The organism is Saccharothrix sp. NRRL B-16348, assembly GCF_001280085.1.
Lineage (GTDB): Bacteria > Actinomycetota > Actinomycetes > Mycobacteriales > Pseudonocardiaceae > Actinosynnema.
The window spans coordinates 173,841-199,620 of record NZ_LGED01000211.1 but is presented as its reverse complement, the minus strand read 5'-3'; the positions used below and the strand labels follow the sequence as shown (position 1 = coordinate 199,620).

Below are 25,780 nucleotides of genomic sequence, written 5' to 3'. Positions count from 1 at the left end.
GCGTGTCCTACGTTCGCGTCGCGCGTGTCCTACGTTCGCGTCGCGCGTGTCCTACGTTCAGGACCCCTGAATTCAACGCTCAGAACGCGCGACCTGGGCTTTCACCTCGACCAGGGGCGGGTGGTCCACGTCGGCCGCCCGCCCCCGCAGCCCGATCACGCACCCCGCCGCCACCGCGACGGCACCGGCCAACGCCACCGCGGTCAACGCCTGCGCCCCCAACGCCACCGACGCCACCAGCCCGGCCACCGGCATCAGCCCGATCAGCACCCCCGCCCGGTCCGCGCCCAACTGCGCCACCGCGAAGTACCAGAGCCCGAACGCCACCGCCGTCAGCACGACGCCCAGCACCGCCAGCGCCACGCCCTCGCGCACCGTCGGCACCTGCCACCCGCCGACCACCGTCCCCAACGCCGCACCGGTCACGGCCGCGATCAGGCAGCACCACGTCGCCACCGCCAACCCGCCCATCCGCCGCACCACCCCCACCGCGAACAACGTGAACGACGCCTCCCCCGCCATCGTCAACAACGCCAGCAGCAGCCCCGGCCCGTGCCACGACCCACCGCCGGACAGCACCACCACCCCGCCGACCACGGCCACCGCGCCCGCCACCGCCGCCACGGCCGGCTTCCGCCCCGCCAGCAACGGCGCCACCAGCGCCAACACCAGCGGACTCGCCCCGAGCACCGCCGCCACGAACCCCGGCTCGGCGTACCGCTGCGCGTACAGCACGCACGCGTTGAACCCGAGCATCCCCGTCGCCACCAGCGCGACCAGCGCCGGCCAGTCCCGCCGCCCCGGCACGGCCAGCCGCCCGCCCCGCAGCCAGATCCACCCCAGCAACGCCACCCCGCCCAGCGCGTACCGCATCGCCTGCCCCGTGAGCAGCGGATACGCCTGGAGCATGCCCGTGACCGGCACGGACGCGCCCACGATCACCGACGACATCGCACCCGCCGCGATCGCGGTTCTGCCGTTTCTCATGCCCAGAACTCTCGACGACCAGTGGTCCAGGTTTAAGCTCCACTTCGATGCCCGCCAACTGGACCACTTACCGTGAACTCCTCCTCCCCGCCTCGAACGGCAGGCGCGCGGTGGAGTTCGAGCTGCGCCGCGCGGTCCGGGACGGGCGGCTCGCACCGGGCACCCGCCTGCCGTCCAGCCGCGACCTGGCCGCTCAGCTCGGCGTCGCCCGCGGCACGGTCACGTCCGCGTACGCGCAGCTCATCGGCGAGGGCTACCTGACCGCGCGGCGCGGCTCGGGCACCACCGTGACGGCCGGCGTCACGTGGCCGGGCGCCGCCGCGCCGGAAGCCGAGCCCGCGCCGAAGTTCCGGTACGACCTGAAGCCCGGCGTGCCCGCGTTGAGCGCGTTCCCGCGCGACGAGTGGTCGCACGCGCAGAAGACGGCGTTGGCCGACCTGTCCAACGACGACCTCGGCTATCCCGACCCGGCCGGTTTCGGCCCGTTGCGGCGTGAGCTGGCCGACTACCTCGGCCGGGTGCGGGCGGTGGCGGCGCGACCGTCCGAAGTGGTCGTGACGAACGGCGCGGCGGAGGGGATCTCGTTGCTGGGCCGGGTTCTGCACGCGACCGGGCACCGCAGCGTGGCGGTCGAGGAGCCCAGCCACTTCGGCGCCGCGGAGATGCTGGCGTCGCACGGTCTGGCGATCCGGCCGATCCCCGTCGACCCGGACGGGCTCCGCGTCGACGTTCTGTCCACAACGGACTGCCGCGCGGTGTTCGTCACGGCGGCGCACCAGTTCCCGTTGGGAGTCGTGCTGCACCCGTCGCGTCGGCGCGCGCTGTTGGAGTGGGCGCGCGCGTGCGACGGGCTGGTGGTGGAGGACGACTACGACGCCGAGCACCGCTACGACCGGCCCGCCCTGGGCGCGATGCAGGCGCTCGACCCGTCGCGGGTGGTGTACCAGGGCAGTGCGAGCAAGGTGCTCGCGCCCGCGTTGCGGCTGGGGTGGCTGGTGCCGCCGCCCGCGTTGCGCGACGCCGTGGTGGAGCGCAAGCGGTTGGACGACCTGGGCACGGGGACGTTGCACCAGGCGGCGTTCGCCCGGCTGCTGAGCACCGGCGGGTACGACCGGCACCTGCGCCGCACGCGTCAGCTGTACCGGGCGCGGCGGGACGCGTTGCTGGAGTCGTTGCGGGACGTGTTGCCGGAGTGGGAGCCGATCGGGGTGGCGGCGGGGTTGCACGTGGTCGTGCGGCTGCCCGCCGGGACGGACGACATGGCGTTGCAGGAGCGGCTGGCGCGGCGCGGGCTGAACGCTCCGGCGCTGGCCCAGTACGCGCGCACGCCGACGTTCCCGGGGTTGGTGCTCGGGTACGCGGCGTTGACGCCGGACCGGCTGCGCGAGGCCGTGCGGGAGCTGCGCGCGGCGGTCTGACCGGTTTTTGTCGGTGCCCGGGTGCACCATGGTCGACGTGTTGTTCACCGAAGTCGTCGAGACGTCCGCTGCGGTGGCGGCGACGCGCTCCCGCTTGGCCAAGGTCGCCGCCCTGGCCGGGCTGGTGCGCCGGATGAGCACGCCCGCGGTGGTGTCGTTCCTGGTGGGCGTGCCCAGCCAGGGTCGGATCGGCGCGGGGTGGCGCACCGTGTTCGACTTGGCCGTTCCGCCTGCCCCGTCGCCTGCGCTGACGGTGTCCGATGTGGACGCGGCGCTGGGCGCGTTCGCGTCGATCGGGGGCAAGGGTGCCGCGGCGCGGCGGGCGGAGCTGCTGACCTCGTTGTTCAGCCGGGCCACGGCGGCCGAGCAGGACTTCTTACGTCGGCTGCTGACGGGTGAACTGCGTCAAGGTGCACTCGAAGGGGTGATGTTGGACGCGATCGCGCGGGCGGCCGACGTGCCCGGCGAGGTGGTGCGGCGGGCGTTCATGCTGTCGGGTTCGCTGCCGGGGACGGCGGTGGCGGCGATGAGCGGTGAGGAGGCGTTGGCGGCGTTCCGGCTGGAGGTGGGGCGGCCGGTGCGGCCGATGCTGGCGTCGCCGGCGGAGTCGCTGTCCTCGGCGTTGGCGGAGCTGGGGGCGTGCGTGGTGGAGCACAAGCTCGACGGCGCGCGGATCCAGGTGCACCGGTCGGGGGACGAGGTGCGGATCTTCACGCGGACGTTGCGCGAGATCACCGGCACCGTGCCGGAGTTGGTGGAGCTGGTGCGGGCGCTGCCGTGCACGTCGGTGGTGCTCGACGGCGAGACGCTGGCGTTGAACGACGACGGCAAACCCCGGCCGTTCCAGGAGACGATGAGCCGGTTCGGGGCGCAGGACGTGCGGGAGTTGTTGCTGAGCCCGTTTTTCTTCGACTGCCTGCACTTGGACGGCGTGGACCTGCTGGACGAGCCGCTGGGTGCGCGGCTCGAGGCGTTGCGCCGGGTGGCGGGGCCGCACGTGATCCCGGGGGTGGTGTCGCCTTCGTCGGAGGAGGAGGCGGCGCGGGTGCTGGCCGAGGCGTTGGCCGGTGGGCACGAGGGGGTGATGGTGAAGTCGCTCGCGTCGGTGTACGCGGCCGGCAGGCGGGGGCGGGCGTGGCAGAAGGTGAAGCCGGTGCACACGCTCGACCTGGTGGTGCTCGGGGTGGAGTGGGGCAGCGGGCGGCGGAAGGGGCTGTTGTCGAACCTGCACCTGGGCGCGCGTGATCCCGATGGGGGTGCGCCGATCATGGTCGGCAAGACGTTCAAGGGGCTGACGGACGAGTTGCTGGCGTGGCAGACGCGTGAGTTGATGGCGATCGCGACGGAGAAGGGCGACTGGGTGGTCAAGGTCAGACCGGAGCTCGTGATCGAGATCGAGCTGGACGGGGTGCAGGTCAGCTCCCGGTACCCGGGCGGCGTGGCCCTGCGCTTCGCCCGCGTGCTCCGGTACCGACCGGACAAGGACGCGGGCGAAGCGGACACGATCGACGCCGTCCGCGCCCTGCTCCCCCAGCGTGCGACGACCCCTTCGGACACGATCGGGTGATCATGGCCGGAAAATGTACGGAAACACTGTTACCAGTCCTCGGTTGAAACGAGGAGGAAACCAACCAACCCGGCACGCGCCGCAACCACCCAGCCGACCCACCGCCCGGCCGACCAACTAACGACTCCGCCCACCAACCCGGCCGACCCACCACACCCACCAGCTCCAGCCGACCCGCCAACCCACCCAGCCGACCGCCCCACCCCCGCGACAGGAAGCGGACAAGAAGGGAAGCCCTCCCGACGCCGAGCGCTACAAACGGACCATGCGCCGACACGCCGCCGCCGTCCTCGCGACCGTCCCCCTCCTCCTGACCGGCTGCGGCGGTGAAGCCCTCGTCGCCTCACCGTCATCGACCTCCCCCGCGGCGACGACCGATGCGACACCCGATGCCCAGTCGAGCTCCTCGACCCCGCCCACGACCACGTCGGCCACCCCCAGCTCCGCGAGCCATCCCCCGCCCGCCCCGCCGAGCGCGAACGTGCAGGACTGCTTCGACGGCGACTGCACCCTGCTGACGGGACCGGCGACGATCCCGTTGGACGCCGCGACGTTCTACTACCCGTCCGTGCAGGTCACGGCCATCAGCGCGGCGAGCCTCACCTACCGGGTCGTCTACCCCCACGGCGGTGAGATCCAGTCGACCGTCGGGTTGGGCCTCGGCGGCGCGGGCTTTGGTTTCCGGGAGTTCCCGGCGATCAGGGTCGGCCTGGCGCTGGTCGACGGCGTGCCCGCGCTGGTCCTCCAGCCCGGTGCGCTCTCGTGAGGCCCAGCACCGAGTGAGGCCACCCGGCACCGCCCTCGGTGAGCTGCCCGGCACGGTGAGGCTGCCCGGCACGAAGTGGGGCGAGCCGGCACCGGGTGAAGTTGGCACCGGCCCAGGGGCTGTGTGACGCAGCGTCGAACGCATCGCCACCCGTCCGGGGCTCGTAACGCCGCGATCAGGTGACGGCGATCCGCAGGAGTGCGGGTTGGAGGAAGCTACAACCGCAGACCCCGTACCGACCCCACCGATAGTGCGCACAACCAGGGCGAATTCGCCCCGACGCGAGTATCGTCAAGTTCTCGTGCGGTTCATCGAAGGGCATCGGCCCAGCTACGACCTGACCTACGACGACGTCTTCCTCGTGCCCGGCCGATCGGCCGTCGACTCGAGGTTCGGTGTCGACTTGTCGACCTCCGACGGAACGGGGGCGACGATCCCGATCGTGGTCGCGAACATGACCGCGGTGGCGGGACGGCGGATGGCGGAAACCGTGGCGCGACGCGGCGGGCTGGTGGTGCTCCCGCAGGACGTGGCGCCGGAAGCGGTCGCGGAGATCGTCCAGTGGGTCAAGGCACGGCACACCGTGTGGGACACCCCGCTGACGCTGCACTCCGGCGACTCGGTCGCCGACGCGGTCAACCTCCTGCACAAACGGGCGCACGGCGCGGTGGTCGTGATCGACGACGAAGGCCGGCCCACGGGGGTCGTAGACGAGGCGGCGTGCGCGGGCGTCGACCGGTTCACCCGGTTGCACGACGTCGCCGACGAACGCATCGTCACCCTTCCGTTGGACACCCCTCCGCGTGAAGTTTTCGACCGGCTCCACGGCGGCACCCAGCGGGTCGCGCTCGGCGTCGACGCCGACGGACGCCTCTGCGGCGTGATGACCAGCCTGGGCGCCCTGCGCGCCGACGTCTACCAACCCGCCCTCGACAACGCGAACAAGCTCCGCGTCGCCGCCGCCATCGGCGTGAACGGCGACGTCACCGCCAAGGCCGAGCACCTCCTCCAAGCCGGCGTCGACACCCTCGTCGTGGACACCGCCCACGGCCACCAGGAGAAGATGCTCGCCGCGCTCAAGGCCGTCCGCGAGGCACGCCCCACCGTCCCGGTCGTCGCCGGCAACGTCGTCACCGCCGAAGGCGTCCGCGACCTGCTCGAAGCGGGCGCGGACATCGTCAAGGTCGGCGTCGGCCCCGGCGCGATGTGCACCACCCGGATGATGACCGGTGTCGGCCGCCCGCAGTTCTCCGCCGTCGCCGAGTGCGCCGCGGAGGCGCGCAGGCTCGGCAGGCACGTCTGGGCCGACGGCGGCGTCCGCCACCCGCGCGACGTCGCCCTCGCCCTGGCCGCCGGCGCGTCCAGCGTCATGATCGGCTCCTGGTTCGCCGGCACCTACGAGTCGCCCGGCGACCTCCAGCGCGACGAGCAGGGCCGCCTCTACAAGGAGTCGTTCGGCATGGCGTCCAAGCGCGCCGTGTCCGCCCGCACCCGCACCGACAACGCGTTCGACCGCGCCAAGAAGGGCCTGTTCGAGGAGGGCATCTCCACCTCGCGCATGCGCTTGGACCCGATCAGCCCCGGCGTCGAGGACCTGCTCGACGCCATCACGGCCGGTGTCCGCAGCTCCTGCACCTACGCGGGCGCCCAGACCCTGGAGGAGTTCCACGCCAAGGCGACGGTCGGCGTGCAGAGCGCGGCCGGTTTCGCCGAAGGCCGCCCGCTCCCGTCGGGGTGGTGACCGGCTCACCCGAGGTCGGCTTGCCCGGTCCGAACGGGGCCGGGCAAGGCCGCCGTCGACGCGCGGGAATGCCGACCTGACCCGATGATCGGGCGATGAGCACCGCACTGCGCCCCACCGCCTGGCACACCGGCTCACGGGTGTGGCACGGCGTGCTGGCGGCCGTGATCGCCGCGTCCCTGATCACCCAACTGGTGTTGATGTTCACCGGTGGGCCTGACGTCAACTCCGGCCACGCCGAGGTCCAGGTCACGCTCGGTGTCCGCCTGCTCCGCCTGTTCAGCTACTTCACCATCCAGAGCAACCTGTTCGTGCTCGTCGTGGCCCTCACGCTGGCGTGGGACCCGGCCCGGGACGGCCGCGGCTGGCGGGTGGCCCGCCTGGACGCGCTGCTCGGCATCACGATCACCGGCATCGTGTTCGCCCTCGTGCTCGCGCCGCTGGTTCACCCGGTCGGGGTGGCCTGGTGGGTGAACCTGGGCTTCCACTACCTCGCACCGTGGCTGACCGTGCTCGGCTGGCTGCTGTTCGGCCCCCGACCGAGGGTCGACGGCGCCACGGTCGCCAGGGCGTTGCTGATCTGGCCGGTCCTGTGGATCGCGTACACGTTCGTCCACGGCGCGATCACCGGCTGGTACCCGTACCCGTTCCTCGACGCGACCGACATCGGCTTCGGCGCCGCCCTCCGCAACGCCCTGGCCGTGCTGGTCGCCGCCGCGGTCGTGGCCTGGGTGGCGAAGGTCGTCGACCGGAAGCTCAAGGCCGCCCCGGTCACGGCGACCGGGGCGGCCTCGGAGTCGAGCCGTCAGGAGGCGTAGTCCTCCAGCATCTCGGTGACCAGCGCGGCGATCGGCGAGCGCTCCGACCGCGTCAGCGTGACGTGCGCGAACAGCGGGTGGCCCTTCAGCTTCTCGATGACCGCCGCCACGCCGTCGTGCCGCCCGACGCGCAGGTTGTCGCGCTGCGCCACGTCGTGCGTGAGCACCACCCGCGAGTTGGCGCCCAACCGCGACAGCACGGTCAGCAGCACGTTGCGCTCCAACGACTGCGCCTCGTCCACGATCACGAACGAGTCGTGCAACGACCGGCCGCGGATGTGGGTCAGCGGCATGACCTCCAGCATGCCGCGGTCCATGATCTCCTCGACCACGTCCTGGCTGACCAGCGCGCCGAGGGTGTCGAACACCGCCTGCGCCCAGGGCTGCATCTTCTCGCTCTCGGAACCGGGCAGGTAGCCCAGCTCCTGGCCGCCGACCGCGTACAGGGGGCGGAAGACCACGACCTTGCGGTGCTGGCGGCGTTCCATGACCGCTTCCAGGCCCGCGCACAGCGCGAGCGCCGACTTCCCGGTGCCGGCTCGTCCGCCCAGCGAGACGATGCCGACCTCGGTGTCCAGCAGCAGGTCCAGCGCCACGCGCTGCTCGGCCGACCGACCGTGCAGCCCGAACGCCTCGCGGTCGCCGCGCACCAGCCGCAGCTGCTTGTCCGGCGTGACCCGGCCCAACGCGCTCGACGTGCCCGCGAGCAGCCGCAACCCGCTGTGGCACGGCAGCTCGGCCACGTGCGCCAGGTCGAACAGCGCCGGGTCGATCACGGTGTCGCGGTAGAGCGCGTCCACCACGGACTGGTCCACGTCCACGTCGGACATTCCGGAGTAACCGGACAACGTGACGTCGTGGGCCCGGTACTCCTCGGCGGCCAGGCCCACCGCGCCCGCCTTGACCCGCAGCGGCATGTCCTTGGTGACCAGGGTGACGGCGTTGCCCTCGGCCGCGAGGTTGAGCGCGCAGGCCAGGATGCGGGCGTCGTTGGAGTCCGTGCGGAAACCCGCGGGCAGCACCTCCGGGTCGGAGTGGTTGAGCTCGACGCGGAGCGTGCCGCCGTCCTCGCCGATCGGGACCGGGTGGTCCAGCCGGCCGTGCCGCAGTCGCAGGTCGTCGAGCAGGCGCAACGCCTCCCGGGCGAACCAACCCAGCTCCGGGTGGTGCCGCTTGCCCTCCAGCTCGCTGATCACCACGAGCGGCAGCACGACCTCGTGCTCGGCGAACCGCGTGGTGGCCAGGGGATCGGAGAGCAGCACGGACGTGTCCACCACGTACGTGTTGGTCGTCGGCGCGCCACGGCGCCGGGAAGTGCTGCGCGATGAGCCTGAGGAACGGCTCGCGGGTCGTCGTGCGTTCACGGCAACTCCCTCACGAACGCGGCACCCGCGTCCGCTCCTCGCTGGGCCAGGCACCACCCCGATCGACCGGACCGCCTCCGCTAGCTGGAGGCGCGCCGGTCACGAGGGCCGGGTGCCGGCCCCCTCGCGCTCATCACCGCCGGCGGCACCGGCGATACGACGACAGCCACGATCAGGGCCTCCCTGCGCGGTCCGCAGTGGACGCGGCCCGCCAACCGGAAGTTACCTCCGCAGGTCCCTCTTATGCAGGCAGCCACACAGGTGATTCGTCAATTCGTCACTTCACCGCAAACTGGCGAAAGACGGCCACCGGACGTGCACGCGGGCGACCCCGGGCCGTCACATCGGCGCAATACGACGTCGTCCACGCAGCTCAGAGCACGTGCGGCCGGACGTGGCACGGTCCGTTACCCAGGGTCGCCGGACAACCAGGGCACGCCCGCCGCGACTTCGTCCGCCAACGCCGCCGGCACCAGTGGTTCGTCAAGAAGTCTCAGATACCGGTCGCTCAAGGTGTCGGTCCGGGCCCGGAGGTCCAGCCACGCGCGGATCAGGCGCACACCCTCCACGTACGTCGTCGTGTACGCCCGCCACAGAGGGTCACCGAGGAACCGCAGCATGTGGCGGGCACGGCGCTCGGGGACCAGCAGCCACCGGCACAGGAAGTCCACCACGTCATCCGGGTGGGCACGCCGGTCGTGCAGCATCAGGGCGGCGTCCTGACGCACGGTGAGCAGCCCGGACAGCGCGTTCTCGACCCGTTCGGACAGCTCGCCGTCCATCCGCAGGCCGAGGTCGGCCATGATCTCCTCCGCCCAGCGGCCCCAGCCGGCGCCGACCACGGCGTGCAGGCCCAGTTCGGCCATGCCCTCGGCCATCAGGCACTGCGGCGTGTTGATCAGGAACAACGCCTGCTCGGCGTGCCCGCGCTTGCCGACCAGGCCGACCTCCTTGCGGCAGTGCTCGGTGTGGTGGCCGGGGTAGGACTCGTGCGCGACCAGGTGCGGCAGGTTCGACATCCGGTGGCCGAGGTCGGCGTTGACCGCCACGCGCGACCGGAAGCCGCCCAGGTAGTAGTTGAAGCCGCTCCACGGCTTGTCGGTGACGACCTCGTACTCCACCACCTCGTTCGCGGGCAGCTCGAACCGTTGCCGCACGCGGTCGCGCAGCGCGCTGGACAGCGCGTGCACCGTGTCCTTGAGCCGGCGGGGCGGCACCTCGTCCAGCGCGCGGTGGTCGGCGAGCCGTTCGGCCAGCGAGCCCGAGCCGGGCAGCAGCTCGTCCAGGTTCGCGTGCGCGCGCCGGTACGTGTCGGGGTGACCTGGGCGGATGTCGACCTGGAAGTACGCGCGCACCTCCTCCACGAAGCCGACGCGCACGCCCGCGAGCTTGCGCGCGATCGTCTCGGCGGCCACCAGGTGGGCGTCCAGGAAGCGCTTCCGGTCCGGCTCCAGGTCGGCGCCGGGCAGCTCGCGGCGCAGCAGCGCGGCCTGCTCGGTCAGCGCCACGGGGTGCGGCCTCGGCTCGACGTCCACGGCCCGGCGCAGCGCCCGGTCGCCGGTGAACGAGTCGACCAGCCCCGGCGACAGCCGGTCCAGCCGCAGCCCGAGCAGCAGGTACTCACGCACGATCCGGTCGCCGTCCACGGACTGAAGACCATACGAGATGACCGGCCGGTTTACCACAGGCCGACCCCGCTCACGAATTATGACCCGAAAAGGCACCGCATTGGGGGACGCCCACGTTCGGCGGATCACACAATGGTGTCATAGAGATCCATCCGGGGCGTCCGGTTCGGTAGTTTGCCGGACAGACGAACCCACCATCCGGGCTTCCGAGCAGCGCTGGATCGACCGGGATACCACAAAGAGGAGTGTTGATAGTGCTGAAGAAGGCAAGCACCGTCGCCGCGGTCGTGGCCGGACTGATGATGGTCGGCGGCCCGGCATTCGCGGTGGCGGGCGACCCCCACGACCACGACCACGGGCACTGGCACGTGCACACGGTGGAAGGAGAAGAGGGCGGGGACGAGCTCGACCAGTTCGGTCTGCTCAACTTCGGCCAGGACTCGGATGTCGCGAGCAACCTGAACGTGTGCGAGATCGAGGTCAACGTCCTCACGATCCCGATCCTCTCGAACAACGACGAGAGCACCTGCATCAACACCGACAACGACGACAACGACGACAACGGCGACGACGACAACGGCGACGGTCACCACCACGACCACGACGACTGATCGGCCGGTGGCCTCGGCGGGACCGAGCGGACCCGCCGAGGCCGCCGAGCGCAATACCGCAAAAAGGCCGTCACCGCAGTTGACGCAATGTCCGGATTCACGCCCGAGAACAAAAGCCGGAAAACGTCGCGTTCACACGATGGTGTCGACCTGGTGCAATCCATAGCGCAAGCCAGTAAGTTATCGAAGCGAGGGCATACCGCCTGAGCCGCCAGACTCCCCGAATGCTCGGAATGTTCGAGCGAGGTTCTGGGCGTCACATCAATTCCCCACTAGAGGAGTGTGTTTTACATGTTCAAGAAGGCAGGCGCCGTCGCCATCGCCGCGGCTGGACTCATGATGCTGGGCTCTCCCGCGTTCGCCACGCCCCACTACGACGACGACGGTGGCCACTACACCGCCATCGGCGAGCTGAACTCCTACGTCGACTACGAAGAGGGCGAGGGCGGCGACTACGCGGACCAGTTCGGTCTGATCAACTTCGCCCAGGACTCCGACCTGCTGAGCAACATCAACCTCTGCGAGCTCGAGGTCAACGTCCTGGCGATCCCGATCCTCTCCAACAACGACGAGAGCGTCTGCATCAACACGGACAACGACGACAACGACGACAACGGCTGAGTCCCGCTGAAGTCCCGCTGAAGTCCGCCAAGGGCGGCGCACCCCGTCTGGGGCGCGCCGCCCTTGGGCGTGTCCACGCGGCTCGGACGCGGGGGTGCTACGAGCCGAAGCGGCGGTGCCGGATGGCGTAGTCGCGCAGGGCGCGCAGGAAGTCGGTGCGGCGGAACTCGGGCCAGTAGGCCTCGCAGAACCAGAACTCGGAGTGCGCGGACTGCCACAGCATGAAGCCGGACAGGCGCTGCTCGCCCGAGGTGCGGATGAGCAGGTCCGGGTCGGGCTGACCGGACGTGTAGAGGTGTTCGGCGATGTGGTCGACGTCCAGGACCTCGGCGAGCTCCTCGATCGTGCCGCCGGACTCGGCGTGCTTCTGCAGCAGCTTACGGACGGCGTCGGCGATCTCCTGCCGGCCGCCGTAGCCGACCGCGACGTTGACCTCCAGGCCGGTGCGGCCCTTGGTGCGCAGCGCCGCCGCGGACAGGCGGGCGGCGGTCTCGGTCGGCAGCATGTCCAGCGCGCCGACGTGCCGGATGCGCCACGGGTTACCGGGCTCGGCGAGTTCGTCGACGATGTCGGCGATGATGTCGAGCAGCGGACCCAGTTCCTCGGTGGGCCGGTTGAGGTTGTCGGTGGACAGCATCCACAGCGTGACGACCTCGACCTCGGCCTCGCGGCACCAGCTCAGCAGTTCCAGGATCTTGCGGGCGCCAGCCCGGTGGCCGTGCGCGACGTCGGTGAAACCCGCCTCCTTGGCCCACCGACGGTTGCCGTCGAGCACCACGCCGACGTGACGTGGTCGTTGCTTGCCGTCGAGCCATCGGTTGAGGCGGAACTCGTAACCCTTGAGCAGGACGCTCTTGACCTGTTCGCGAAGACCCACGCTGGAAGAGCGTACGCCGGGTGGGCGCGGTCACGCCGTCGTGTGCTGACCGGGTCACCTACGCTCCCGTAACCTCGGGGCGTGACCACGTCGACTCATACCCCGCAGCCCGCGCTGCGGCCTCGCCTGCGGGGTTGGCTGCACCTCTGGTCGTTCGTGGTGTCCGTGGCGACAGGCGCGACGCTGATCGCCCTGGCCGCGGCCACCGTGTCGGCGAAGGCCGCGCTGGCGACGTCCGTGTACGGGGCGACCGTGCTCGGCCTGTTCGGCGTGAGCGCCCTGTACCACCGGGTGAACTGGGTCAGCGTGCGGGCGCGCACGTGGATGAAGCGCCTCGACCACTCGATGATCTTCGTCTTCATCGCCGGCACCTACACCCCGTTCGCGCTGCTGGCGATGCCCCCGGACACGGGGAACGTCGTGCTGCTCGTGGTCTGGCTCGGCGCGTTGGGCGGCGTGACGCTGAAACTGGCCTGGCCGCACGCCCCGCGCTGGCTCGGCGTGCCGATCTACATCGCCCTGGGCTGGGTGGCGGTCTTCGTCCTGCCCGACCTGCTGCACCACGTCGGCGTGGCGGCCCTGGTCCTGCTCCTGGTGGGCGGCCTGCTCTACACGGTGGGCGCCGTCTTCTACGCCTCCCGCTGGCCGAATCCCTGGCCGGAGGTCTTCGGCTACCACGAGTTCTTCCACGCGGCCACCGTGCTGGCGGCGCTGTGCCACTACATCGCCATCTGGTTCGCGATCTACTCCTGACGCGATTAAGAGGACGTTCACGCCGGTCAGGTCGGGGTGGGTGGCCCGTTTCCCGAACCGGTCGGGAAACGGGGCCGTGGTCACGCCAGGTCGGGGCCTTGGGCGCGCAGGTCGTCGACACGGGTCATCGCCTCGCGCAGGTCGGTCAGCCACGTGTCCGCGTGCTCGCCCACCAGCCGCACGGCCCACGCCAGCGCCTCTGAACGCGACCGCGCCACACCGGCCGCGACCAGCGTGTCCAGCACCATCCGCTCGGGCTGCCGCAGCCGTGTCATCACCGGCACGGACAGGGTGGTGAACAGCTCCTCCGTCCCACCGAGCCGGGCGCCCCACGCGACCTTGCGCCGGTAGCGGTGTTCGGCTTGGCGGGCGATCTCGATCCGCTCGTCCCTCGTCTGCTCGCGGAACCGGCTGATGCGGCCCGACTCGGCCGCGGCGCGTTCGGCGTCGTCCGCGAACGTGCTCTCCAACGCGGGCAGTGTGCCCACGACCAGGATCTCCTCCCGGTCCACCGTCACGACCGGCGCCTCGGTGAACCAGCCGTCGGGCAGCCTGCCGCCGAACCAGCCCGCCGCGTCGTCCGCCGGCGGCTGCTCGGCCTGCTGCCAGCCGCCCCGACCTCCCCAGCCTCGTCGCATCGCGCACCACCTTCGATTACATGATTACGGTGATGCTGACGCTACGCGCGTAACGCCGGTGCAGCCGAGGGGTTCGCTAACGGTGGACAGCCAGGGCCGCGGTCAGTTCCGCCACCGACGTCACGGGCCGGTCGCACACGTACCCGCGGCACACGTAGGCCGCCGCACCGCCGTCCACCAACGGCCGGTCGGCCAGCAGCGGCGCGGAGTCCGGCGCGCCCGCCACCACCACGCCGCCGCCGTGCACGCCGGTCCACGCGGCGCTGACCAGGTCGGACGCGTCACCGACCACCGCGACCTGCACGGGCCCGAGGGCCAACGCCTCGGCCACGCTCAGCCAGTGCCCGGCGAACCGGGGTTCCCGGGCGGCCAGCAGGCCGGCGCGGCCGAGAGCGGCCTCGGCGGCGTCGCGGTAGGTCGACGGCCCGCCCAGCACGGACGCCGTCACGAGCGCCGAGGCCAGCGCCGACGCGCCGGACGGGCTCGCGTTGTCCGACGGGTCCGACGGCCGCTGCACCAACGCCTCGGCGTCGTCCGCCGTGTCGTAGTAGACGCCGGGTTCCTCGCCCGCGAACCGCGCCAACGCCGTGTCCAGCAGTCCACAGGCGACGGTGAACCACCGGACGTCACCGGTCGCCTGGTGCAGCGCGAGCAGTCCGTCGGCGAAGCAGCCGTAGTCCTCCAGCACGCCCGCCGCCGTGCCCGCCGCACCGTTGCGGGACGTCCGCAGGAGCCGCCCGTCGACCAGGTGCACGTCCAGGACCAGGGACGCCGCCCGCACCGCCGCCTCCACCCACCGGGGCTCGCCGAACACCGCGCCCGCCTCGGCCAGCGCCGCGATCGCCAGGCCGTTCCACGCCGTCACGACCTTGTCGTCACGCCCCGGCTGCGGTCGGCGGTCGCGTGCCTGCAGCAGTTTGGCGGCGATCTCCGGGTCCGGCGAGCCGAGCATCCGCAACGTCGACGCGCCGTGCTCGAACGTGCCCTCGTCCGTGACGCCGTACAGCGCCGCAGCGCGCGCTCCGGTCGCCAACCCCAGCACCTGGACCAGCTGCGCGGGCGTCCACACGTACGTCAACCCCTCGACGCCGTCGGTGTCCGCGTCCAACGACGCCGCGAACCCACCCTCCGCAGTGCCGAGGTCGCGGATCAGGAACTCCGCCGTGTCACGGACCACCTGGCGGTACCGCGGGTTGTCGTCGCGCCGGCTCAGGTGCGTGTACGCGCGCAGCAGCAAAGCGTTGTCGTACAACATCTTCTCGAAGTGCGGCACCACCCACGCCGCGTCCACGCTGTACCGCGCGAACCCGCCCGCCAGCTGGTCGTACAGCCCGCCGTTGGCCATCGCGTCGCACGTCGTTCGCGCCATCGACAGCGCCTCCACGGACCCGGTCCGCTCGTGGTGGCGCAGCAGGAACTCCAGCACCATCGACGGCGGGAACTTGGGCGCGCCGCCGAAACCGGCGTTGACCCGGTCGAAGTGCCCGAGGAGCGACACCACCGCGCCGGCCAGCACCTCGTCGTCCACAGTGGACTGCGGCAGTGGCTTGAACGCGAGCTGCGCCACGATCCCGGCCGCCGACTCGCGCACCTCGTCGCCCTGCTCCCGCCACGCGTGGTCGATGGCCTCCAGCACCTGGCGGAACGACGGCAGGCCCGGCCGGGGCGACGGCGGGTAGTACGTGCCCGCGTAGAACGGCTCGCCGTCGGGCGTGAGGAAGCACGTCATGGGCCAGCCGCCGTGCCCGCTGAGCGCCTGCGTGACCGCCATGTAGACGGCGTCCACGTCCGGCCGCTCCTCGCGGTCCACCTTCACGTTGACGAAGTGCTCGTTCATGTACGCCGCGGTGGCCTCGTCCTCGAACGACTCGTGCGCCATCACGTGGCACCAGTGGCACGCCGCGTACCCGACCGAGAGCAGCACCGGCACGCCCCGTTCGCGCGCCTCCTCGAACGCCTCCGGCGACCACGGGCGCCAGTGCACCGGGTTGTCCGCGTGCTGGAGGAGGTAGGGGCTGGTCGAGGACGCGAGCCGGTTCGTCATGGCTCCACAGTAAATCCCGGACAACCGGCGGACGCGTCGATCAGACTGGGGTCATGGAGCCCTCCGGTGACCCGCCGCCGCACGACCTGCGCCACGAGACCGGGCCGTTCGACGTCGTCGGCGACGTGCACGGGTGCCGGGTCGAGCTCGACCACCTGCTGCGCGAACTGGGCTATTCCGCCGAAGGAGCGCACCCGGAGGGCCGCAAGGTGGCGTTCCTGGGCGACCTCGTGGACCGCGGTCCGGACACGCCGGGCGTGCTGCGGCTCGTGATGGGCATGGTGGCGGCGGGCAACGCCGTCTCCGTGCGCGGCAACCACGAGGAGAAGCTGGTGCGCGCGTTGAAGGGCCACCAGGTCCAGGTCAACCACGGTCTGGAGCACTCGTTGGAGCAACTGGCCCGCGAGACGCCGGAGTTCCGGGCGGAGGTGCTGGCGTTCTGCGACTCGCTGGTGCCGCACTACGTGCTGGACGGCGGCAAGCTCGTGATCGCGCACGCCGGGCTGCCGGAGCGCTTCCACGGCAGCGAGTCGCCGCGGATGCGGTCGCTGGCGCTGTGGGGCGTCCGCACGGGCGAGTTCGACTCGCGCGGCTTCCCCGTCCGCTACCCGTGGGCCCGCGACTACCGCGGCGCCGCGATGGTCCTCTATGGACACACACCGGTCGAGGAGCCGGAGTGGGTGAACGGCACCCTGTGCCTGGACACGGGTTGCGTGTTCGGCGGCAGGCTCACCGCGCTGCGCTACCCGGAGCGGGAACTGGTCTCCGTCCCCGCCCTCCGCACCTGGTACGAGCAGTAGGCGGACGAGCCGCTGCTAGTCGCTGTTCCCGCCGTTGCCGTTGCCCGCCTTGGCCTCGGGCTTCGCCTTCGGCTCGGCCTCCGGCTCGTCGAACGACGCGGGCAGCTTCTTCAGGTGCTTGGTCATCGACTTGACCAGGAACACCACGGCGATGAAGAACAGCACCAGGATCAGCAGCCCCAGCGGGGAGGACTTGCCGAAGTCCTCCTGCTGGCCGCCCGGGTCCTTCTCCGTGGACGGCGGCTGGGCCAGGACGATCGCCGTGGTCTGCTCCCACGGGATCGGGTCGAACGAGGTCACGCGGTCACCCTCTCCCGGACGCCCGCGAACAGGTCGTCCTCGGGCACGGTGCTGTCGACCAGCGACCGCGCCAACTCGTACTCCTCCGTCGGCCACACCGAGCGCTGCATCTCCAGCGGCACGGCGAACCAGCGGCTCTCAGGGTCGATCTGGGTCGCGTGGGCCTTGAGGGCCTCATCGCGCACCGGGAAGAAGTCGGCGCACTCGACGCGGGTCGTGACCCGCTCGATCACGTCCGGCTTGTCGGTGTCCCAGCCCGCCAGCCACTCGGCGTACGGGGACTCCTGGCCCTCGGCGATCAGGGCCTCGTGGAACGCCATCAGCTTCGCGCGGGAGAAGCCGTGCGAGTAGTACAGCTTCAGCGGCTGCCACGGCTCGCCCAGCTCGGGGTACCGCTCGGGGTCGCCGGCCGCGTCGAACGCGGCGATCGACACCTCGTGGCAGCGGATGTGGTCGGGGTGCGGGTAGCCGCCGTTCTCGTCGTAGGTGACGATCACGTGCGGGCGGAACTCGCGGATCGCCTGGACCAGCGGCGGCGTCGACTCCTCCAGCGGGACCAGCGCGAAGCAGCCCTCGGGCAGCGGCGGCAGCGGGTCGCCCTCGGGCAGGCCCGAGTCGACGAAACCGAGCCAGCGGTGCTGCACGCCGAGGATCTCGGCGGCGCGCGCCATCTCCTGCCGGCGGATCTCGGCGATGTTCTCCAGCACGTCGGGGCGGTCCATGGCGGGGTTCAGGATGCTGCCCGCCTCACCGCCCGTGCAGGTCACGACCATGACCTCGTGGCCCTCGGCCACGTAGCGGGCCATCGTGGCGGCGCCCTTGCTGGACTCGTCGTCGGGGTGCGCGTGCACCGCCATCAGGCGCAGCTTCTCAACCATGACGGTGGTGCTCCTCCTCGCCCCTGCCGGACCTGTCTGGTCCAGCCCCTGCGACACTCAACGCGGTGGTCGAGGGACATTGTTCCCCACAGGCGGGAAGGCTTTGGACAGTGGCACTGCCGGAGGGTCGGTACGGGACACCCCGCAGGTCCCTGCCCAGGTGGGCGCGGTGGTCACTCCCCGTGATCGCGGTGCTGGTGGGCGGGGTCGTCGCGTGGGTCGGCTACCGCAACCTGGGCACGATGCCCGTCGAGGCCAAGCAGACGGCGTTCGAGGTGCGGGGCGACAGCTCGGTCGAGATCACGTTCGAGGTGGTCAGGCAGACACCGGACCAGCCCGTGGTGTGCATCGTGCGCGCGCGTTCCCAGGACGGCGACGAGGCGGGCCGGCGGGAGGTCCTGGTCGAGCCGGGAGCCGGCACGGTGCGCGCGACGACCGTGCTGCGGACGTCCAAACCACCCGTCACCGGCGAGGTCTTCGGCTGCTCCTACCAGGTTCCGGCGTACCTGTCCACGAGGTAGCGGCCAAGCGGGTGATCTGCGGGTTTAGTGGCGGATCCGGGAACAAAACGCCGTCGCCGATCGTTCTGTGTCTGTTACTCTGGCCTTTCAGCACGGCCCCGACGCGGGCCGTGTTTTTCCGTTCCGGGCTGGTGCGCCCGGGAACTGCCAGCCCACGCCGTGGGCCGGAGCAAGACGAGGAGTTGGTGACCGTGAGCGACACTGAGGTGACCTGGCTGACCCAGGAGGCCTACGACCGGCTCAAGGGGGAGCTGGACGAGATGATCGAGAATCGCCCGGTCATTGCTGCGGAGATCAACGCGCGTCGCGAAGAGGGTGACCTCCGCGAGAACGGCGGGTACCACGCGGCCCGTGAGGAGCAGGGCAAGCAGGAGGCCCGCATCCGCCAGCTGCAGGAGCTGCTGAGGGTCGCCAAGGTCGGCGAGGCGCCCACGGTGACGGGCGTCGCGGCGCCCGGCATGGTGCTCACTGTGCGTTACGACGGTGATGACGAGACGGAGGAGTTCCTGCTCGCCACCCGTGAGGAGGGCGCGCACGGCGCCCTCGAGGTCTACTCCCCGTCGTCGCCGCTGGGCAAGGCGTTGCTCGGCGCGAAGGAGGGCGAGGCACGGCAGTACGAGCTGCCCAACGGCAGCACGATGAAAGTGACGCTGATCAAGGCCGTGCCGTACGCCGGCTGACCCCCCAGACACCGGAAGGGCGGCCACCACGCGGGGTGGCCGCCCTTCTGCTGTCGCGTCACCTGATCCGGTCACCTGATCCACACGTTCACGTGACGCGTTCCAGCAGGGGCCGCACGCGGGGCGGTACCGGGGTGGAGAGGGCGATCGAGGTGGACAGCCGCTGCACGCCCGGCACGTCCACGATCGAGTCGATCACGCGCTGCAGGTCGGCGTTGGACCGGGCGACGACCCGCGCGAACAGGTCACCGGGTCCGGTCGTCGCGTGCACCTCGCACACCTCGTTGATCGCGGCCAGCCCCTGCGACACCTCGTGCCGCCGCCCCTGGGCGATCTCCAGCACGGCGAACGCGGTCAGCCCGTAGCCCATCGCGGCCAGGTCGAGCGCCGGCGGGAAGCCCGTCAGCACGCCGCGCGCCACCAGCCGGTCCAGCCGGGCCTGCACCGTGCCGCGGGCCACGCCGAGGCGCCGTGAGCACTCCAGCACGCCCAGCCTCGGCTCGTCGGTGAGCAGCAGCAACAGCCGTGCGTCCAGAGCGTCGACGGCCTGGTCAGAGTGTTCAGCTTGCGGGTCCGAAGGCATGTTTCACTGTACAAGATGAACAGTGAAACATCGTACTGTTGCTCACCCTGACCAGCGCGCACATCCTGTGAGGCATGACGCAGCAGCTTGACGACGTGAGCTACGACCAGCTCCGCCAACTCGTGGGCCTGGTCGACTACGACGGGACGCGCGACCCGTTCCCCGTCCGCTCGATGGACGCCGTGGTCTTCGTGGTCGGCAACGCGACCCAGACCGCTTGGTTCTACCAGGTCGCCTTCGGGATGCAGCTCGTCGCGTACTCCGGGCCGGAGACGGGGCAGCGGGACCACAAGTCCTTCGTGCTCAAGTCCGGCTCGGCGCGGTTCGTGATCAACGGCGGCGTGCGGCCGGACAGCCCGCTGCTCGACCACCACCGCAAGCACGGTGACGGCGTGGTGGACCTCGCGCTGGAGGTCGCCGACGTCGACCGGTGCATCGAGCACGCACGTGCCCAGGGCGCGACCGTCCTCGAAGAGCCGCACGACCTCACGGACGAGCACGGCACCGTTCGGATCGCGGCCATCGCGACCTACGGCGAGACCCGCCACACCCTGGTCGACCGGTCGCGGTACCGCGGGCCGTACCTGCCGGGGTACGAGGCGCGGGAGAGCACGGTCGTGCGGCCCGCGGGCGCGCCGAAGCGGTTGTTCCAGGCGGTCGACCACTGCGTGGGCAACGTCGAGCTCGGCCGGATGGACCACTGGGTCGAGTTCTACAACCGGGTGATGGGCTTCGTGAACATGGCGGAGTTCATCGGCGACGACATCGCCACGGACTACTCGGCGTTGATGAGCAAGGTCGTCTCCAACGGCAACCACCGGGTGAAGTTCCCGCTCAACGAGCCCGCCGTGGCAAAGCGGAAGTCGCAGATCGACGAGTACCTGGAGTTCTACGAGGGCGCCGGCGTGCAGCACATCGCGCTGGCGACCAACGACATCGTGGCCACGTTGACCGCGATGCGAGCGGCGGGCGTGGAGTTCCTGGAGACGCCCGACTCGTACTACGACGACCCGGAGCTGCGGGCGCGCATCGGTGAGGTGCGCGTGCCGATCGAGGTGCTCAAGGAGCACCGGATCCTGGTCGACCGGGACGAGGACGGCTACCTGCTCCAGATCTTCACCAAGCCGATCGGCGACCGGCCGACCGTGTTCTACGAGCTGATCGAGCGGCACGGGTCGCTCGGCTTCGGCAAGGGCAACTTCAAGGCGCTGTTCGAGGCGATCGAGCGTGAGCAGGAACGGCGGGGCAACCTCTAGTTCCTCGGCTTCGCCCCGGCGGGAACCGTCGGGCGGCGTCTCGCGTTGTGCGGGGGCCGGTCCGGATACCCGGACCGGCCCTTTCGCGTCGGAAGTTGTGGGATTCTGTCGGAACGCTGACGATGCCCGTACCGCACGCGCCGGGACCGGTACTCTCGGTGCGGGGTCAGCTCACACAGCATTCACCTGGAGGGTGGCATGGCGCTCGCGGCACGGGTCACCGCGGTGCTCCCGCTCGTCGGCGCGGTGGTCACGGCCATGGCGTTGACCGGCGCGGCGTTCTTCACCGTGGCCCACGCGGGGTGCGCGGACTCCGGCCGGTTCGTGGAGCGCGACGGTGTGGTGGAGTTCGTCGGCGGGTGCGTGGACGGGCACGACCTGCCCGCCGTGCCGCGGGTGGAGAACGCCCGGTACGACGTGAAGCCCTGACGTTCGCGGGCGTTTGGGCGATAGTGGACCCATGTGTCGCAACATCAGGGTGCTCCACAACTTCGAACCGCCCGCCACCGAGGACGAGGTCCATGCGGCGGCCGTTCAGTACGTGCGCAAGGTGAGCGGGTCGACGCGGCCGTCGGCGGCGAACCAGGCGGCGTTCGACGCGGCCGTCGAGGCGGTGGCCGAGGCCACCCGCGTCCTGCTCGAATCGCTGGTCACGCAGGCTCCGCCCCGTGACCGCGAGGTCGAGGCCGCCAAGGCGAAGGAACGCTCCGCCTTGCGCTTCGGCCCCCGCTGACCGGCGAGTCGAACCTTCACGTCCCGCGTGTCGAACGCTCGCGTCCCGCGTGTCGAACCTTCAAGTCCCGCGTGTCCTACGTTCGGAACAGGCGTGTCCTACGTTCGGAACACCCGAGTTGAACGTTCAGAACAGCGCGAACCCCGCGCCCGTGGTGGCTGAGCGCGGGGTTCGGGTGTTCTGAGCGTTGAACTCACGTGTCCTGAACGTAGGACACGCGCGTTCTGAACGTAGGACACGCGGGACGCGAAGGTTCGACACGCGCGACCTGGAGGTTCGACACGCGGGGTTAGTCGAGGGCGGTCAGGAGGTCGGTGATCAGGTCGTCGGCCGATTCGATGCCCACGGAGAGGCGGATCAGGTCGGCCGGGACCTCGAGGAGCGAGCCGGCGGTGCTGGCGTGGGTCATGCGGCCCGGGTGCTCGATCAGGGACTCGACGCCGCCGAGCGACTCGGCCAGGGTGAAGAGCTTGGTGCGGGCGCACACGCGCAGCGCCGCCTCCTCACCGCCCGTCACGGTGAACGAGATCATCCCGCCGAACCGGCGCATCTGCTTCGCCGCGATCTCGTGGCCGGGGTGCTCGGGCAGGCCCGGGTAGTAGACGTGCGTCACCTTCGGGTGCCGGACCAGCGCCTCGACGACCTTCTCGGCGTTGTCCGAGTGCTTCTCCATGCGCACTTCGAGCGTCTTGATGCCGCGCAACGTCAACCACGCGTCGAACGGGCCCGGCACCGCGCCCGCGCCGTTCTGCAGGAACCCGAACTGCGCGTCGAGCTCGTCGTCCGACGTGATCAACGCCCCGCCGATGACGTCCGAGTGCCCGCCGACGTACTTGGTGGTCGAGTGCAGCACGACGTCCGCGCCCAGCTCCAGCGGGCTCTGCAGGTACGGCGAGGCGAACGTGTTGTCCACCACGAGCAGCGCGCCCGCCGAGTGCGCCACCTGCGCGAGCAGCGCGATGTCGGCGATGTTGAGCAACGGGTTGGTCGGCGTCTCGATCCAGACGACCTTGGTGTTCGGCCGGATCGCGGCACGCACCGCGTCGACGTCGGACAGCGGCGCGGGCGTGTGCTCGACGCCCCAGTGCGACAGCACCTTGTCGATCAGCCGGAACGTGCCGCCGTACGCGTCGTTCGGGATGACGACGTGGTCGCCGGGACGGCACATGGCGCGCAGGGCCGTGTCGGTCGCGCCCATGCCGGAGGCGAACGCGCGCGCGTGCCGCCCGCCTTCGAGCGCCGCCAGGCACTCCTCCAGCGCGGCACGGGTCGGGTTGCCGGTGCGGGAGTACTCGAACCCGCCGCGCAGACCTCCCACGCCGTCCTGCGCGTAGGTGGAGGTGGCGTGGATCGGCACGATGACCGAGCCCGTGGTCGGGTCGGGGTCCTGCCCGGCGTGGATAGCCCTGGTCGCGAAACCGTAGTGGCCGGTGTCCGTCATGCCTCTAGGGTACGGCGGCCGAAAAAGCAACCGCCCGTCGACCGGAAGGCCGACGGGCGGTTGGGTGAATCGGTGTCCGACCTAAGTCACCACTGCTGCGGCGGCTGCTGGCCGTACGGGTTCTGCTGCTGCTGGCCGTACGGGTTCGACGCGGGCGCCTGGCCGTACGGGTTGGCCTGCTGCTGGCCGTAGCCGGCCGGGTAGCCGGCGGCGGCACCGCCATCGGCGACGTTGACCACGACGGTGCCCATGATCTTGTCGGCCCACGTCTGGTTCTTGGCCTCCCACAGCGGCGCGAACCAGCCCGCGTAGCAGGGCAGGGAGTCGACGAAGTGGCACAGGTGCCGCACGAAGGCGTTGCCGAAGCCGATCGGCTGCCCCGTCTCCTCCTTGATGAGCTTGATCTTCGCGATCTTCTTGCCCATCGACTGGCCGGTGGTGCCCGCCAGGTACCAGGAGTTGTAGATCATGAAGCCCAGCAGCGCCAGGTAGCCAACGCCGCTGAGGATCAAGGAGATCGTCGGGTCACCGGTGGCCGCGCCGATGCCGGCCAGGATGCCGACGACGAGGCCGGGCGCGAAGTAGTCGATCAGGAAGCCGACCGCGCGGCTGCCCCACTCGGCGTAACCGCCTGTGGGCGCACCGTAAGCGGCCTGCGCGGCGTACGCGGGCTGCGCACCCCATGCCTGCTGCTGTTGCTGCTGCGGCTGGCCGTACGGGTTCGACGCGGGCGCCTGGCCGTACGGATTCGGCTGCTGCGGCTGCTGGCCGTAGGCGGGCTGCTGCGGCTGCTGCTGGCCATACGGGTTGGCCTGCGGCTGCTGCCCGTACGGCTGCTGGCCGTACTGGGCGGGCGGCTGCTGGCCGTACCCGGGCGGCGGCTGCTGGGCCGGGAACGCGCCGGAGCCGGGGTACTGCTGCTGGGCCGGCTGGCCGTACGGGTTCGAGCCGGGCTGCTGCGGCGCCCCCGGCGGCACGACCTGGGTCGCGTCCGGGTTCGGCTGGGACTGCTGCGGTCCGGAGGGCACGACCTGGGTCGCCTCCGGCGGCGGGAAAGCAGGGGGCTGGCCGCCGCTCGGCACGACCTGCGTCGCGTCGGCGTTCGGGGGCTGGGCACCCTGCCCCTGCTCCTGCTGGTTTTGACCGCCGAACTGCTGGTTTCCTGGCGGCTGCGGAGCGTTCATCGGAGTTTCCAACCCCCTTGGCACGGGCCGTAGGTGTATGAGTCGGTGGCCAACGCTAGCGGATGACGTCGCCGCAACCACGCGCAACCGGTCAACCTGTCCCGATCCGCGATGAGGATCGGGACACGTCGACAGCGGATCGACAGCGGATCGACGGCCGGTCGGCGACCGTTCAGCGACCGGCGAGGAAACCCAGGATGTCCTGCCGGGTGACGACTCCGGCCGGCTTGCCGTCCTCCAGCACCAGCGCACCGTCCGCTGAGGACAGTGCCGCCATGGCGGAGCTGATCGACTCGCCCGCGCCGATCGTGGGCAGCTTCAACGACATGTGCCGGTCGAGCCGGTCGGTCAGCTGCGCCTTGCCGGTGAACAGCGCGTCGAGCAGGTCGCGCTCGTTGACGGCGCCCGCCACCTCGGCGGCCATCACCGGCGGCTCGGCGTTGACGACCGGCATCTGCGAGACGCCGTACTCGCGCATGATCGCGACCGCCTCGGCGACCGTCTCATTCGGATGGCCGTGCACGAGGTCGGGCACCGTGCCGTCCTTGCGCCGCAGCACGTCGCCGACCGTCGCGCCGGACGTGTCGGGCGACAGGAAGCCGTACTGCGCCATCCACTTGTCGTTGAACACGCTCGACAGGTAGCCGCGCCCGCCGTCGGGCAGCAGCACCACGATCACGTCGTCCGGGCCCGCGGTGTCGGCGACCCGCAACGCCGCCGCGACGGCCATGCCGCACGAGCCGCCGACGAGCAGCCCCTCCTCGCGGGCCAGCCGCCGGGTGATCTCGAACGAGTCGCTGTCGCTCACGGCCACGATCTGGTCGCACACGTCGCGGTCGTAGGCGTCCGGCCAGAAGTCCTCGCCGACGCCCTCGACCAGGTACGGCCGGCCGGTGCCGCCGGAGTAGACCGAGCCCTCGGGGTCCGCGCCGATGACCTTGACCCGGCCCCCGGAGACCTCCTTGAGGTACTTGCCCGTGCCCGAGATCGTGCCGCCGGTGCCGACGCCCGCGACGAAGTGCGTGACCCTGCCCTCGGTCTGCCGCCACACCTCCGGACCGGTGCCGTGGTAGTGGCTGGCCGGGTTCTCCGGGTTGGCGTACTGGTTGGGCTTCCAGGCGCCGGGGATCTCGGCGACCAGGCGGTCGGAGACGTTGTAGTAGGAGTCGGGGTGCTCCGGCGCGACCGCGGTCGGGCACACCACGACCTCGGCGCCGTAGGCCTTGAGCACGTTGCGCTTGTCGACGCTGACCTTGTCCGGGCAGACGAAGACGCACTTGTAGCCCTTGCGCTGGGCGACGAGCGCCAGGCCGACGCCGGTGTTGCCGGAGGTGGGCTCGACGATCGTGCCGCCGGGCCTGAGCTCGCCGCTGCGCTCGGCCGCCTCGACCATGCGCAGCGCGATGCGGTCCTTCACGCTGCCGCCGGGGTTGAGGTACTCGACCTTGGCGAGGATGAGCGGTCGGCGGCCCTCGGCCACCGCGTTCAGCTTCACCAGCGGTGTGTTGCCGACCAGGTCTACGACGCTCTCGACGTACTCCACGACGGACCTTCCACTTCTTGAGATGACT

At 71.0% G+C, this 25,780-nt stretch carries 25 protein-coding genes and 1 pseudogene; 14 read left to right on the top strand and 12 right to left on the bottom strand.

Annotation, left to right across the window (positions count from 1 at the left end):
* Positions 1-72: 72 nt before the first annotated feature.
* Entirely contained in the window at positions 73-987 is a 915-nt protein-coding gene (locus ADK67_RS27510; RefSeq protein WP_053719403.1) for a DMT family transporter, read from the bottom strand.
* A gap of 47 nt (positions 988-1,034) precedes the next feature.
* Between ADK67_RS27510 and pdxR the strand changes: the two genes are divergently transcribed.
* The 5 genes from pdxR to ADK67_RS27480 all read left to right on the top strand — a co-directional run bounded on the left by pdxR (position 1,035) and on the right by ADK67_RS27480 (position 7,297).
* Positions 1,035-2,405: a MocR-like pyridoxine biosynthesis transcription factor PdxR gene (gene pdxR / locus ADK67_RS27505; RefSeq protein ID WP_053719402.1), complete on the top strand. Its 1,371-nt coding sequence runs from the start codon at positions 1,035-1,037 to the stop codon at positions 2,403-2,405.
* 37 nt (positions 2,406-2,442) lie between these two features.
* Complete coding sequence (locus tag ADK67_RS27500; protein WP_053719433.1) at positions 2,443-3,972, top strand: ATP-dependent DNA ligase; 1,530 nt, start codon at positions 2,443-2,445, stop codon at positions 3,970-3,972.
* Between the two features lie 265 nt (positions 3,973-4,237).
* Positions 4,238-4,738 (top strand): hypothetical protein, encoded by a 501-nt coding sequence (locus tag ADK67_RS51225; RefSeq protein ID WP_157620870.1) that lies wholly within the window; start codon positions 4,238-4,240, stop codon positions 4,736-4,738.
* A 301-nt stretch (positions 4,739-5,039) separates the two neighbouring features.
* The gene (locus ADK67_RS27485) at positions 5,040-6,479 is read left to right on the top strand and encodes a GuaB1 family IMP dehydrogenase-related protein (protein ID WP_053719399.1); all 1,440 of its coding nucleotides are present in this window, start codon (positions 5,040-5,042) and stop codon (positions 6,477-6,479) included.
* 95 nt (positions 6,480-6,574) lie between these two features.
* Entirely contained in the window at positions 6,575-7,297 is a 723-nt protein-coding gene (locus ADK67_RS27480) for a Pr6Pr family membrane protein (RefSeq protein ID WP_053719398.1), read from the top strand.
* Here ADK67_RS27480 and ADK67_RS27475 read toward each other — a convergent pair.
* Together ADK67_RS27475 and ADK67_RS27470 are read right to left on the bottom strand one after the other, a co-directional pair.
* Positions 7,285-8,574: a PhoH family protein gene (locus tag ADK67_RS27475; RefSeq protein WP_053719397.1), complete on the bottom strand. Its 1,290-nt coding sequence runs from the start codon at positions 8,572-8,574 to the stop codon at positions 7,285-7,287. The genes ADK67_RS27480 and ADK67_RS27475 overlap by 13 nt on opposite strands.
* A gap of 494 nt (positions 8,575-9,068) precedes the next feature.
* Positions 9,069-10,307 carry a hypothetical protein gene (locus ADK67_RS27470; protein ID WP_053719396.1) on the bottom strand — a complete coding sequence of 413 codons (1,239 nt, stop codon included), beginning with the start codon at positions 10,305-10,307 and terminating at the stop codon, positions 9,069-9,071.
* Between the two features lie 236 nt (positions 10,308-10,543).
* Here ADK67_RS27470 and ADK67_RS27465 point away from each other — a divergent pair, with 236 nt between their 5' ends.
* Together ADK67_RS27465 and ADK67_RS27460 are read left to right on the top strand one after the other, a co-directional pair.
* Positions 10,544-10,900 (top strand): hypothetical protein, encoded by a 357-nt coding sequence (locus tag ADK67_RS27465; protein ID WP_053719395.1) that lies wholly within the window; start codon positions 10,544-10,546, stop codon positions 10,898-10,900.
* Between the two features lie 291 nt (positions 10,901-11,191).
* A complete protein-coding gene (locus tag ADK67_RS27460; protein WP_053719394.1) occupies positions 11,192-11,521 on the top strand; it encodes a hypothetical protein in 330 nt (109 codons plus the stop codon).
* A gap of 97 nt (positions 11,522-11,618) precedes the next feature.
* Here the strand turns inward: ADK67_RS27460 and ADK67_RS27455 are convergent, their stop codons facing one another.
* Positions 11,619-12,398: an isoprenyl transferase gene (locus ADK67_RS27455; protein ID WP_053719393.1), complete on the bottom strand. Its 780-nt coding sequence runs from the start codon at positions 12,396-12,398 to the stop codon at positions 11,619-11,621.
* 81 nt (positions 12,399-12,479) lie between these two features.
* Between ADK67_RS27455 and trhA the strand changes: the two genes are divergently transcribed.
* The gene (trhA, locus tag ADK67_RS27450; protein ID WP_063797738.1) at positions 12,480-13,151 is read left to right on the top strand and encodes a PAQR family membrane homeostasis protein TrhA; all 672 of its coding nucleotides are present in this window, start codon (positions 12,480-12,482) and stop codon (positions 13,149-13,151) included.
* An 80-nt stretch (positions 13,152-13,231) separates the two neighbouring features.
* Here trhA and ADK67_RS27445 read toward each other — a convergent pair whose 3' ends face one another.
* Together ADK67_RS27445 and ADK67_RS27440 are read right to left on the bottom strand one after the other, a co-directional pair.
* Positions 13,232-13,789, bottom strand: coding sequence for a hypothetical protein (locus ADK67_RS27445; RefSeq protein ID WP_053719392.1), 558 nt, complete (start codon positions 13,787-13,789; stop codon positions 13,232-13,234).
* 76 nt (positions 13,790-13,865) lie between these two features.
* The gene (locus ADK67_RS27440) at positions 13,866-15,833 is read right to left on the bottom strand and encodes a thioredoxin domain-containing protein (RefSeq protein WP_053719391.1); all 1,968 of its coding nucleotides are present in this window, start codon (positions 15,831-15,833) and stop codon (positions 13,866-13,868) included.
* Positions 15,834-15,922: 89 nt separating this feature from the next.
* Here ADK67_RS27440 and ADK67_RS27435 point away from each other — a divergent pair.
* Positions 15,923-16,627 (top strand): annotated as a pseudogene (locus ADK67_RS27435) (metallophosphoesterase); the annotation flags it as partial.
* A 21-nt stretch (positions 16,628-16,648) separates the two neighbouring features.
* Here the strand turns inward: ADK67_RS27435 and ADK67_RS27430 are convergent.
* Complete coding sequence (locus ADK67_RS27430) at positions 16,649-16,933, bottom strand: hypothetical protein (protein WP_053719389.1); 285 nt, start codon at positions 16,931-16,933, stop codon at positions 16,649-16,651.
* Complete coding sequence (gene mca / locus ADK67_RS27425) at positions 16,930-17,811, bottom strand: mycothiol conjugate amidase Mca (protein ID WP_053719388.1); 882 nt, start codon at positions 17,809-17,811, stop codon at positions 16,930-16,932. Before mca ends, ADK67_RS27430 begins: the two co-directional genes overlap by 4 nt.
* A gap of 65 nt (positions 17,812-17,876) precedes the next feature.
* On the opposite strand from mca, the gene ADK67_RS27420 reads away from it, so the two are divergent.
* Both ADK67_RS27420 and greA read left to right on the top strand, forming a co-directional pair.
* A complete protein-coding gene (locus ADK67_RS27420; protein WP_331459345.1) occupies positions 17,877-18,332 on the top strand; it encodes a DUF4307 domain-containing protein in 456 nt (151 codons plus the stop codon).
* A 185-nt stretch (positions 18,333-18,517) separates the two neighbouring features.
* A complete protein-coding gene (gene greA / locus ADK67_RS27415) occupies positions 18,518-19,012 on the top strand; it encodes a transcription elongation factor GreA (protein ID WP_053719387.1) in 495 nt (164 codons plus the stop codon).
* Between the two features lie 88 nt (positions 19,013-19,100).
* Here greA and ADK67_RS27410 read toward each other — a convergent pair whose 3' ends face one another.
* Positions 19,101-19,595, bottom strand: coding sequence for an Lrp/AsnC family transcriptional regulator (locus ADK67_RS27410; protein WP_053719386.1), 495 nt, complete (start codon positions 19,593-19,595; stop codon positions 19,101-19,103).
* Positions 19,596-19,669: 74 nt separating this feature from the next.
* Between ADK67_RS27410 and hppD the strand changes: the two genes are divergently transcribed.
* The 3 genes from hppD (at position 19,670) to ADK67_RS27395 (ending at position 21,584) form a co-directional block, all read left to right on the top strand.
* A complete protein-coding gene (gene hppD / locus ADK67_RS27405) occupies positions 19,670-20,851 on the top strand; it encodes a 4-hydroxyphenylpyruvate dioxygenase (RefSeq protein ID WP_053719385.1) in 1,182 nt (393 codons plus the stop codon).
* Between the two features lie 198 nt (positions 20,852-21,049).
* Positions 21,050-21,280, top strand: coding sequence for a hypothetical protein (locus ADK67_RS27400; RefSeq protein ID WP_053719384.1), 231 nt, complete (start codon positions 21,050-21,052; stop codon positions 21,278-21,280).
* Between the two features lie 31 nt (positions 21,281-21,311).
* Positions 21,312-21,584, top strand: a complete 273-nt coding sequence (locus ADK67_RS27395; RefSeq protein WP_053719383.1) for a DUF2277 domain-containing protein — start codon at positions 21,312-21,314, stop codon at positions 21,582-21,584.
* A gap of 289 nt (positions 21,585-21,873) precedes the next feature.
* Here ADK67_RS27395 and ADK67_RS27390 read toward each other — a convergent pair whose 3' ends face one another.
* The 3 genes from ADK67_RS27390 to ADK67_RS27380 all read right to left on the bottom strand — a co-directional run bounded on the left by ADK67_RS27390 (position 21,874) and on the right by ADK67_RS27380 (position 25,752).
* Entirely contained in the window at positions 21,874-23,025 is a 1,152-nt protein-coding gene (locus ADK67_RS27390) for a cystathionine gamma-synthase (protein ID WP_053719382.1), read from the bottom strand.
* Positions 23,026-23,111: 86 nt separating this feature from the next.
* On the bottom strand, positions 23,112-24,209 hold the full coding sequence (locus tag ADK67_RS27385; protein WP_053719381.1) for an RDD family protein: 1,098 nt from the start codon (positions 24,207-24,209) through the stop codon (positions 23,112-23,114).
* 172 nt (positions 24,210-24,381) lie between these two features.
* Positions 24,382-25,752 carry a cystathionine beta-synthase gene (locus ADK67_RS27380; protein ID WP_053719380.1) on the bottom strand — a complete coding sequence of 457 codons (1,371 nt, stop codon included), beginning with the start codon at positions 25,750-25,752 and terminating at the stop codon, positions 24,382-24,384.
* Between the last annotated feature and the right edge of the window lie 28 nt (positions 25,753-25,780).